This window comes from Acinetobacter sp. P1(2025) (assembly GCF_051390655.1).
Classification (GTDB): domain Bacteria; phylum Pseudomonadota; class Gammaproteobacteria; order Pseudomonadales; family Moraxellaceae; genus Acinetobacter; species Acinetobacter junii.
In genome coordinates this window covers 1-9,726 of the sequence record NZ_JBPKBJ010000104.1, presented here as the reverse complement: position 1 = coordinate 9,726, position 9,726 = coordinate 1, and the positions used below count along the sequence as shown (strand labels likewise).

Annotated in this window: 8 protein-coding genes and 1 pseudogene; 7 read left to right on the top strand and 2 right to left on the bottom strand. The window is 37.6% G+C overall.

Going from position 1 to position 9,726, the window contains the following annotated elements; genetic code table 11:
- Nucleotides 1-114 precede the first annotated feature (114 nt).
- The 7 genes and pseudogenes from ACSC97_RS16885 to ACSC97_RS16855 all read left to right on the top strand — a co-directional run.
- Nucleotides 115-696, top strand: a pseudogene (locus ACSC97_RS16885) (DUF3426 domain-containing protein); the annotation flags it as partial.
- A 375-nt stretch (nt 697-1,071) separates the two neighbouring features.
- Nucleotides 1,072-1,341, top strand: coding sequence for a DNA-binding transcriptional regulator Fis (fis, locus tag ACSC97_RS16880; protein ID WP_001086304.1), 270 nt, complete (start codon nt 1,072-1,074; stop codon nt 1,339-1,341).
- A gap of 83 nt (nt 1,342-1,424) precedes the next feature.
- Entirely contained in the window at nt 1,425-2,999 is a 1,575-nt protein-coding gene (gene purH / locus ACSC97_RS16875) for a bifunctional phosphoribosylaminoimidazolecarboxamide formyltransferase/IMP cyclohydrolase (RefSeq protein ID WP_436662087.1), read from the top strand.
- A gap of 105 nt (nt 3,000-3,104) precedes the next feature.
- On the top strand, nt 3,105-4,391 hold the full coding sequence (purD, locus tag ACSC97_RS16870; RefSeq protein WP_004955161.1) for a phosphoribosylamine--glycine ligase: 1,287 nt from the start codon (nt 3,105-3,107) through the stop codon (nt 4,389-4,391).
- Between the two features lie 581 nt (nt 4,392-4,972).
- The gene (locus ACSC97_RS16865; protein ID WP_436662085.1) at nt 4,973-5,845 is read left to right on the top strand and encodes a MetQ/NlpA family ABC transporter substrate-binding protein; all 873 of its coding nucleotides are present in this window, start codon (nt 4,973-4,975) and stop codon (nt 5,843-5,845) included.
- Nucleotides 5,846-5,914: 69 nt separating this feature from the next.
- A complete protein-coding gene (locus ACSC97_RS16860; protein WP_004912274.1) occupies nt 5,915-6,940 on the top strand; it encodes a methionine ABC transporter ATP-binding protein in 1,026 nt (341 codons plus the stop codon).
- Nucleotides 6,937-7,632, top strand: coding sequence for a methionine ABC transporter permease (locus tag ACSC97_RS16855; RefSeq protein WP_004912277.1), 696 nt, complete (start codon nt 6,937-6,939; stop codon nt 7,630-7,632). Before ACSC97_RS16860 ends, ACSC97_RS16855 begins: the two co-directional genes overlap by 4 nt.
- Before the next feature lie 57 nt (nt 7,633-7,689).
- Here the strand turns inward: ACSC97_RS16855 and ACSC97_RS16850 are convergent, their stop codons facing one another.
- Together ACSC97_RS16850 and ACSC97_RS16845 are read right to left on the bottom strand one after the other, a co-directional pair.
- Nucleotides 7,690-8,559: a histone deacetylase gene (locus ACSC97_RS16850; RefSeq protein ID WP_112987253.1), complete on the bottom strand. Its 870-nt coding sequence runs from the start codon at nt 8,557-8,559 to the stop codon at nt 7,690-7,692.
- Entirely contained in the window at nt 8,553-9,539 is a 987-nt protein-coding gene (locus ACSC97_RS16845) for a hypothetical protein (RefSeq protein ID WP_099948896.1), read from the bottom strand. Before ACSC97_RS16845 ends, ACSC97_RS16850 begins: the two co-directional genes overlap by 7 nt.
- Nucleotides 9,540-9,726 lie beyond the last annotated feature (187 nt).

Sequence of the window (9,726 nt, the reverse complement as noted above, 5' to 3'; positions counted from 1 at the left end):
ATATTTGTTTAAGATGAGATGTAACTCATTGAAATGTGCCATCATATTCGTCGTCAGAAAACAAGTATTATGCCATTATTTCAATGAGTTATATTTTTTTGTCGTGTACAAAGGACCTATCTAAACAATTTAAATTATTTTAATACTGAGCCAGTCACAGCATTACCAAATTTAAATTTATCCGAAGATGCTTTATTGGTTGATCATGAACCAACATCGAAACAACACGGTTGGCTATATTACAGTCTTTGGGGGATCGGTAATATTGTCCTCATTTTGGTTTTCGCTTTTCAAATCTTATGGTTTAACCCAAAGCTTATGCATGAAAGCCCTGCTTTAAACCGTATCTTTAACTATGCATGTGGTGTTTTGACTTGCAAAACACTTGATGAACAATATAAATATCTAAGTTTTGAGAAAGTTAAAGTTAAACGCTACAGTAAAAACGAAACAATGTTTTCGGGTGTGCTGATCAATCATCATAAAGATAGTGTCTTGATTCCTTCGATTAGACTCATCCTTAAAGACAAAGGTGAGACCGTTACGGATATCACACTCAAACCCCAAGACTATTTAGTAGACAGTCTAAAGCCGATTCAACGCATCCCTTCAAACAGCCCATTTAAATTCGAATTTACGGTTGAAAAAAGCAAAAATAGCTTCGACAACTATAGTTTAGAAATTGTACAGCCCTAAAAGCATAAAAAAGTGACAAAAAAATAAAAAAAAGTGCAGTTAATTTGCTCACTTTTTCGCAGACAGTGGTATGATACGCGCCAAGAATGCTTTGACCTACTTACTCCTCGTTATTTATAAACAATAAAATCGTTAAACGAACTGTGCTTTAATCCTATAAGCGCATTGTTGGTTTTTTTGTTTTTGAAAGTAGGCTGTAACAAATATTTAACTATTGTTACGCTTATTTTTTACACAATTCGAGGATTTGTGGCAAGCTAATAGTCCTTTTGTTTTAGAGTCACTGTTTTAGGATCTAAAACAGGGCTCAGTAATTTAGACCACATTTATATATCACTTTACCCAAGTGATATTTGATTTTTCGGATTAACACGCATGAATAGCAAATCTCCTATTTTTACGGCTCAATCTGATGTCGCTCTTCGTATCCATGTAGATCGCGCAGTTCGTCATTATTTTGCACAGTTGCAAGGTGAGCAACCATCTCAAGTATATGACATGGTTTTAGCAGAAATGGAGAAACCTCTTTTATCTGTGGTCTTAGAATATACTCGTGGCAATCAAACTCGTGCTGCCGAGATTTTAGGCCTTAACCGTGGTACTTTGCGTAAAAAGTTAAAAGCTCACGGTTTAATGAGTGAATAATTGATAAAATGCTCACGTTCTCGTGGGCATTTTTTTATGCTTAATTGTTTTAATCTGTAGACTTCAAACTGTTGACCAAAATCATGACTATCAAACGTGCTTTAATCTCTGTTTCCGACAAAACTGGAATCGTTGAATTCGCTCAAAACCTTGCTGCTCTAGGGGTAGAGATCTTATCTACTGGCGGTACTTATAAGTTGCTTAAAGACAACAACATCGCTGTCGTAGAAGTTTCTGAGCATACAGGTTTCCCTGAAATGATGGATGGTCGTGTAAAAACACTACATCCTAAAATTCATGGTGGTATTTTAGCTCGTCGTGGTCTGGACGAAGCTGTAATGCAAGAACACAACATCGATCCGATTGATTTGGTGATTGTAAACCTTTATCCATTTGCAGCTACAGTTGCAAAACCAAACTGCTCACTTGCAGATGCGATTGAAAATATCGATATCGGCGGTCCAACTATGGTTCGCGCCGCTGCGAAAAACCATGCTTCAGTTGGTATCATTGTGAATGCATCTGACTATGATGATGTAATTGCAGAGTTAAAGACAAATGGAGCTCTTTCTTACGAGACTCGTTTTGATTTAGCAGTTAAAGCATTTGAACATACTGCTCAATATGATGGCATGATCGCATCTTATCTAGGAGCACGTGTTGGTAAAGCTGAGGGTGAAGCAGATTTATTCCCTCGCACATTCAATACGCAGTTAAATAAAGCACAAGATTTACGTTATGGTGAAAATCCACACCAAAATGCAGCGTTCTATGTTGAAGCAAATGCTAAAGAAGCATCTGTTTCAACTGCAAAGCAATTACAAGGTAAAGAACTTTCTTATAACAACATCGCTGATACTGATGCTGCACTTGAATGCGTAAAATCATTCGCTAAACCAGCTTGTGTCATCGTTAAACATGCAAACCCATGTGGTGTTGCTGTTTCTTTAGATGGCATTAAGGCAGCTTATGATCTTGCATATGCTACAGATCCAGAATCAGCATTCGGTGGCATCATCGCATTTAACCGTGAATTAGATGTAGAGACTGCTCAAGCGATTGTTGATCGTCAGTTCGTTGAAGTGATTATTGCTCCAAGCATCGCAGAAGGTGTACTTGAAGTCACTGGTGCCAAGAAAAATGTCCGTGTCATGGTTTGCGGTGAGCTTCCAGCGATTGATGCACGTGCGCCGCAACTTGATTATAAACGTGTCAATGGTGGTTTGTTAGTTCAAGATCAAGACTTAGGCATGATCACTAAAGATGATCTTAAAGTTGTGACTAAACGAGCGCCAACTGAACAAGAAATTGATGACATGATTTTTGCTTGGAAAGTTGCAAAATATGTGAAATCAAACGCAATTGTTTATGCCAAAAACCGTCAAACCATTGGTGTAGGTGCAGGTCAAATGAGCCGCGTGAACTCTGCTCGTATTGCTGCGATCAAAGCTGAACATGCAGGTTTAATTGTTGAAGGTGCAGTTATGGCATCAGATGCATTCTTCCCATTCCGTGATGGTATTGATAACGCTGCAAAAGCTGGTATCAAATGTATCATCCAACCTGGTGGTTCTATGCGCGACGAAGAAACGATTGCTGCAGCAGATGAAGCTGGTATTGCAATGGTCTTCACTGGTATGCGCCACTTCCGTCACTAATAGATTTAAAAAATCCCTCTTGCGATGTTTTAGTTGCATCTCAAGGGGGAATTTTCTATTTTTAGTGGATGTACTTGAGATACTTAAAAAGGAAATAAATTAATAATGAATATTTTAGTTTTGGGTAGCGGTGGCCGTGAACATGCACTTGCATGGAAAATCGCACAAGATGCACAAGTGACTAAAGTTTTTGTTGCGCCAGGCAATGCTGGTACTGCAACTGAAGACAAATGTGAAAACGTTGAACTTGATATTTTAGATAATCCAGCAATTATTGCTTTTGCCAAAGCAAATGATGTTGCTTTAGTGATCGTAGGACCTGAAGCTCCATTAGTAAACGGTGTTGTGGATGCAGCACGCGAAGCTGGTCTAAAAATTTGGGGTCCAACTCAATACGCAGCTCAGCTTGAAGGTTCAAAAGCATTCGCTAAACATTTCTTAAAACGTCATAACATTCCAACTGCTTTTTATGATGTATTTACTGAAGTGGATGCTGCTAAGGCTTATGTCGAGCAGAATGGCGCCCCTATTGTAATTAAAGCTGATGGTTTAGCCGCTGGTAAAGGCGTTATCGTTGCGATGACTAACCAAGAAGCTTTTGATGCCATTGATGATATGTTAGCGGGCAACAAATTCGGTGATGCTGGATCACGTGTTGTGATTGAACAATTCCTCGAAGGTGAAGAAGCAAGCTTCATTTGCATGATCGATGGTAAAAACATTTTACCGATGGCAACTTCACAAGACCATAAGCGTATTTTTGAAGGTGACCAAGGTCCAAATACGGGTGGTATGGGTGCGTACTCTCCTGCTCCAGTTGTTACACCGGAAGTATTTGAACGCGTAATGAACGAAGTTATGCGTCCTACTGTTGATGGTATGGCAGCAGATGGTCATGTTTATACTGGTTTCCTGTATGCTGGTTTGATGATTGATGAACAAGGTCAACCACGTGTGATCGAGTTTAACTGTCGTTTTGGTGATCCTGAAACTCAACCAATCATGATGCGTTTAAAATCATCTTTAGTTGATTTGGTTGAAGCTGGTATTGCTGGTAACTTACCAAGTGAAGCCGAATGGGATGATCGCAAATCAATCGGCATTGTACTTGCAGCTGAAGGATATCCTGAAACTGTACGCAAAGGTGATGTGATATCAGGTATTGGTCAATCTCCAGAAGATACAAAAATTTTCCATGCAGGTACTGCAACGACTGAAGATGGTCATGTGATTACTGCAGGCGGTCGCGTGCTTTGCGTGACTGCGCTTGGAGACACCGTTCTAGAAGCTCAAATCAATGCACTAGAAGTATGTGGTCAAGTGACATTTACAGGTATGCAGTATCGTAGTGATATTGGTTATCGCGCAATTGCACGTGAAAAAGCAGAATAAGCTTTGGTTAATTAACTAAAGCCTTCTTCGGAAGGCTTTTTTATTCTTTAATTAGCATAAAAATCATTTCCTTATTCATTATTTAAATATTAAATTCAGAAAAATATATATCACTAATTCAATAAAATCTGACATTTCCACCATTAGAAAAAACTACAAAAGTATCATTTATTTACTTTTACCAAAATTAAACTATTTTTCTAATAATCATATATTTATACCCACAAGTACAAAATAGAACACTATAACAGAACCCAAATTATTGTTATGATTGCCAAAATTTTCGGCGAGTACTTTTAGTTTTATACATATTCTTTTATATATGAATAAGAATATGAAATTTAACTAGAAAAGTATCAGCTAATCTCGATTTGATATGAAAATTATTGAACCAGTATGCTTAAGTCAAATCCTTAAGATCAACGTTCTTGATTTTCTGTTGTTGCAAATAATCCGATCAGTCGCCTGTTCATAACACTAAATTTTGAACCGACTCACCTCTTTGTAACAAGAACCCTATAGCTCTTAAGTAATGCATTAGCGGATTATTTACTAAGCATTATTCCGATTAGGATTTACACATGAAAAAGCTAATTAGTCTTTTTTTAAGTGTGTCTGTGTTATTACTTGCAGCGTGCAGTAAACAACCTGACACCAAAGCAGAACAAAAAAATGAAGCGGGTGGATTACAAACCGTTGTAATGGCATCAACAGGTTCAGATGCAGATATTTGGCGTTTCATTGCGACCTTGCCAGAAACTAAAGCTGCTGGTATCAAGCTTGAAGTGAAAAACTTTACAGACTATGTAGCAATGAATACAGCTGTAGCAAATAAAGAAGTTGATGTAAATGCATTCCAATCATATGCTTACCTTGTTGCTTTTAATGCTTCAAATCAAGATAAGATTGCACCAGTTTCAACGACGTACTTAGAGCCTATGGGCATCTACTCAAGCAAAGTCAAAAAGGTCGAAGAGTTTACTGAAGGTGCTTCAATCGCAATTCCAAACGATGCAGCAAACGAAGCTCGTGCGTTATTGTTATTACAAAGTGCTGGTTTGATCAAATTAAAATCTGACTTTGATCCAGCAAAAGGCACACCAAGCGATATTATCGAAAATACGAAAAAACTCGATATTAAACCAATTCAAATGGCAACTGCTGTACGTGTTAAAGATGAAGTTGATGCGATTGTATTGGGGAATACCCTTGCAATGGAAGGCGGTTTAAATGTTCTAAAAGATTCTATCTTTTATGAACCGATTGACCAAAGCACGAAGCTGAATGTCAACATTTTAGCTGTAGCTGATTCAAGAAAAAATGATCCTGTATTACAAAAGCTTGGTACTCTTTATCACACTGAAGCGGTGAAAAAATATGTTCAAGAATATTTTGCTGGTACGAAAGTTGACGTGAATAAACCTGTTAGTTATCTCACAGAAACAAATTCGTAATATAATCTGTATAGGAAACAGGCAAATCACTTTGCCTGTTTTTTTTCATTTTTGCTTAGTATTGACGATATGATCCAATTTAAAAATATTTCAAAGCATTACCAGCTAAAAGGTCAAACGATCAACGCTCTGGATCAAATTAATTTAGAGATTCCAGAAGGCAGTATATTTGGCATTATTGGGTATAGTGGTGCGGGGAAAAGTACGCTAATACGTTTGATTAATCTGCTTGAACGCCCTACTCAAGGTCAAGTCATTATCAATCAGACTGATTTTACGGCTTTAGATGCCCGTAGCCTTCGTCAAGAACGTGCAAATATTGGCATGATCTTCCAGCATTTCAATTTATTACAGACCAAGACGGTATCTGAAAATATCGAGATGCCACTAAAATTACTGGGTCATAGCAAAGTTGAACGTGAAAAGCGTTTGAATGAGCTGTTAGACTTTATTGATCTAAAACATAAGAAAGATGCATATCCAGATGAGTTGTCTGGCGGTCAAAAGCAACGCGTGGGTATTGCACGTGCACTGGCCAATCATCCTAAAATCCTGCTTTGTGATGAGGCAACTTCCGCTCTAGATCCTCAAACCACAAAATCTGTACTAGCATTATTAAAGAAGATTAATAAAGAGCAGAATATTACGATTGTTATGGTGACCCATGAAATGGATGTAATTGAATCTGTTTGCGATTATGTTGCGGTCATGGAAGCGGGCAAAGTGATTGAAACTGGTCCAACTTTAGATATTTTCAGTCAGCCTCAACATCCCACAACCAAAACCTTTATTCAAACTGTTTTACAACAGCAATTGCCGATTAATATTTTAGATAATTTAGAACACCAAAATCACAATAGTATCTATAGCTTGCAATTTCTCGGCACGTCAGCCCAAGAAACTGTTATTCAAGCCGTCATTAAAAAATTTGATATCAGCTTAAATATTCTTTTTGCAAACATGACTGAAATTAATGGCACTGTAATCGGACAAATGTTTATTCAACTTTTGGGCGATCAACTCATCATTCAGGAAGCAATCAAATTTCTTGAGGGTCAAGGTGTAAAAGTTGAGCAATCAGGAGTCAGTCAATGAGAGATTTAATTGTACAGTGGCTCACCGAAGTGACAGCTCCTTTTTGGAAAAGTGCTTTAACTATCGACCAATTCGTTACAGCATTGCAAGAAACATTTCAAATGGTTTTCTTCGCTTTATTGTTCGGCTGCATTTGGGGATTCATTCAAGGCATAACTTTAGTTGTTACGCGTACAGGTGGTATTTTACAGAATAAAGCAATTTACTATGCCATAAACCCCATCGTAAACGCACTCCGCTCTTTGCCCTTTATTATATTACTGATTGCTGTTATCCCATTGACTAAACTATTAGTCGGTACATCAATTGGGACATGGGCTGCGATTGTGCCTCTAACGATTTATGTAGGACCATATTTAGGTCGTCTCATCGAAACATCTTTACTTGAAGTTAACGAAGGGATTGTTGAATCTGCACAAGCAATGGGAGCTTCGCCTTGGCAAATTATTTTCAAGTTTATCATTCCTGAAGCACGTAGCTCTCTTATCCTAAACTTAACCACTGGCACAATTTCTTTAATTGGCGCAACGGCGATGGCTGGTGCAGTTGGTGCAGGCGGTATTGGTGATTTAGCGATTTCATACGGTTATCAACGCTTTGATACTAGTGTGGTCATCTTAACCGTGATCGTGCTATTGCTTTTAGTTCAATTCGTTCAATCTTTTGGTGACTGGTTAGCTAAACTTCGATAAGTTAAAACATCAAAAAAACTCTCAAAATAATCTTAGTTTATTTTGAGAGTTTTTTATTTACATAGGATAGTAAATCTCATTTGCAGCCTTGAAAGTATTTACATGTAATGGTACCAAATCCTCTAATTGTTGATATCCACCAGCCAAAACGAACAAAATTGGGATTTTCATTTTTTTTGCCATATCAAAAACCAAATAGTCTCGAGCATATAACAATTCTGTCGTAAACCATTTAGACCCATACTTATCATGTTGATGACAATCCATCCCTGCTTGATAAATAATTAAGTCTGCTTCCCAACGAGAAGCGTATTGAAATGCCTCATATACAGCTTCACGATATAAATCAAAATTCCCTTGTTTAGGATGTATATAGCGCGTCAGACTACGCTCACCAGCTTTACAACCAAATCGAATCCCAAAAATTCCAAAATTCACAAGATTACTCAGGCGGTTAGTAAAAATGGCAGTACCATCACCACCGTGTTGGTCACAATCCAAAATAAAAATGCGCTTTTCTGGATATTGTTTTGCCACCAATGCTAGACCATTAAAAGTACAATATGCAGCACCCGACTCATAACTAGCATGATGAAAACCTTGGGCGATATTGGCTGCCACACCCTCTTTAAAAGCGATCTCAGCAGCAACCAACTGTCCTGCTTGTACTGACAAAATTGCATCACGCAATTGTTCATTCCACGGTTTAAATCCTTGGATAGTTGCGAAAGAACTTTCACCTGTTACAAAGGCGTCAACAAACTGAGGGTTGTGTAACTTTTTTAAAATCTCAACATCTATTATTCCAGGATCAACAAATTCTACCATTTGTTGGTGGTGCAAGACCTCCGCCACAGCTGAAAGCTTCTCCATACTGTTGGTATGTGTCTTTGCGTAATATCGAGGTGAATAACAAGCTTTTAGCATGGATGCTCTACGCATAACTGATCTCGAGCAATTTCCATCAATTGACTCAATTCAGTTGAATCAGGTCTAAATAGCCCGTTATCGACTTGTTGCTTGAAATGATAACCAAAAGCACGCGCTCGATTTTGAGGTGATACAGCTAATGTCGTCAGTCTTAAAAACCAAAAACCATTCATCTGAGAGATCGGAATCACATAGCCTTTATATTGTTTATTTTTTGATTTCTCTAAGTTCTCTATCTCATATTGTGCAGAAAACAGACTCCCTGCTGGTAAACGTACACCATTCATGATCAAAGGAACTAAACTGATACAGGAATGATTATCACCCATATTCATTTTTTCCATCATTATCGGTTGATCATGTTCATCTACAAAAATATTTATCTCGCCTTGTCGAAGAAGTCGATGATGTGCAATTCTTAAAAAAAACTTCTCCGCCATAGGACAGGAACCTACTTTAGGCTTCTCGGTCAGCGCAAGACATTCGATCATATCTAAGACTGTTGAATCTTGTGGAAGAATAATATCTGCAAGTAACTGACATATCAGTATACTTTCTTCTAACTCTGCATATTGATGTAGTGTTCTTAATTTCGATTGAAAATCATATTCTTGTTGTAGGTTTTGGGTGAATGTTTCTTGGGGATTCAAACGAGTTAAAGACTCAATCACTTGTGGATTTTGATCCAAATTACGCCATGTAGATAACTCCAAACCATATGACGAAGATTGATTTAAAATATTTCTCAGCGCTTTGGTATCGTAGTCATCAAAAATGCGTAAGTCTTGAAAGCCAATTAAATCACGTGGTTGTGAAACAAACTCAGCTATTACCCGTGTGGCTTGTGTATAGCCACATCCCCGTCTTTCAGTTTGATGACTGAAATGTTCATTCAACATTTCAGTGAGTTTTGCTGATAAGGGATGCAAATATTTTTTAAAAATAGTGACAACTTCATGATCAACTAATTCAGACATAATCCCTCCTCATTCTTCTTATATCCCACAAGCACCACTTCATCCCTTTCATATATTCATAATTATTTATTTAGATAGGACTTACGCATTGACGGATTCAAAAAAGTATTAAAATAGTTTATAAAGTATCTGTGATCAGACGAACTAAACATGCTTCTACAGCAACTTGTACATTACCCATTTATAT

Bases quoted from the DNA above. Each gene is read 5' to 3' on its own strand.
- fis (WP_001086304.1), top strand. From the start codon at position 1,072: ATGAATAGCAAATCTCCTATTTTTACGGCTCAATCTGATGTCGCTCTT.
- purH (WP_436662087.1), top strand. From the start codon at position 1,425: ATGACTATCAAACGTGCTTTAATCTCTGTTTCCGACAAAACTGGAATC.
- purD (WP_004955161.1), top strand. From the start codon at position 3,105: ATGAATATTTTAGTTTTGGGTAGCGGTGGCCGTGAACATGCACTTGCA.
- ACSC97_RS16865 (WP_436662085.1), top strand. From the start codon at position 4,973: ATGAAAAAGCTAATTAGTCTTTTTTTAAGTGTGTCTGTGTTATTACTT.
- ACSC97_RS16860 (WP_004912274.1), top strand. From the start codon at position 5,915: ATGATCCAATTTAAAAATATTTCAAAGCATTACCAGCTAAAAGGTCAA.
- ACSC97_RS16855 (WP_004912277.1), top strand. From the start codon at position 6,937: ATGAGAGATTTAATTGTACAGTGGCTCACCGAAGTGACAGCTCCTTTT.
- ACSC97_RS16850 (WP_112987253.1), bottom strand. From the start codon at position 8,559: ATGCTAAAAGCTTGTTATTCACCTCGATATTACGCAAAGACACATACC.
- ACSC97_RS16845 (WP_099948896.1), bottom strand. From the start codon at position 9,539: ATGTCTGAATTAGTTGATCATGAAGTTGTCACTATTTTTAAAAAATAT.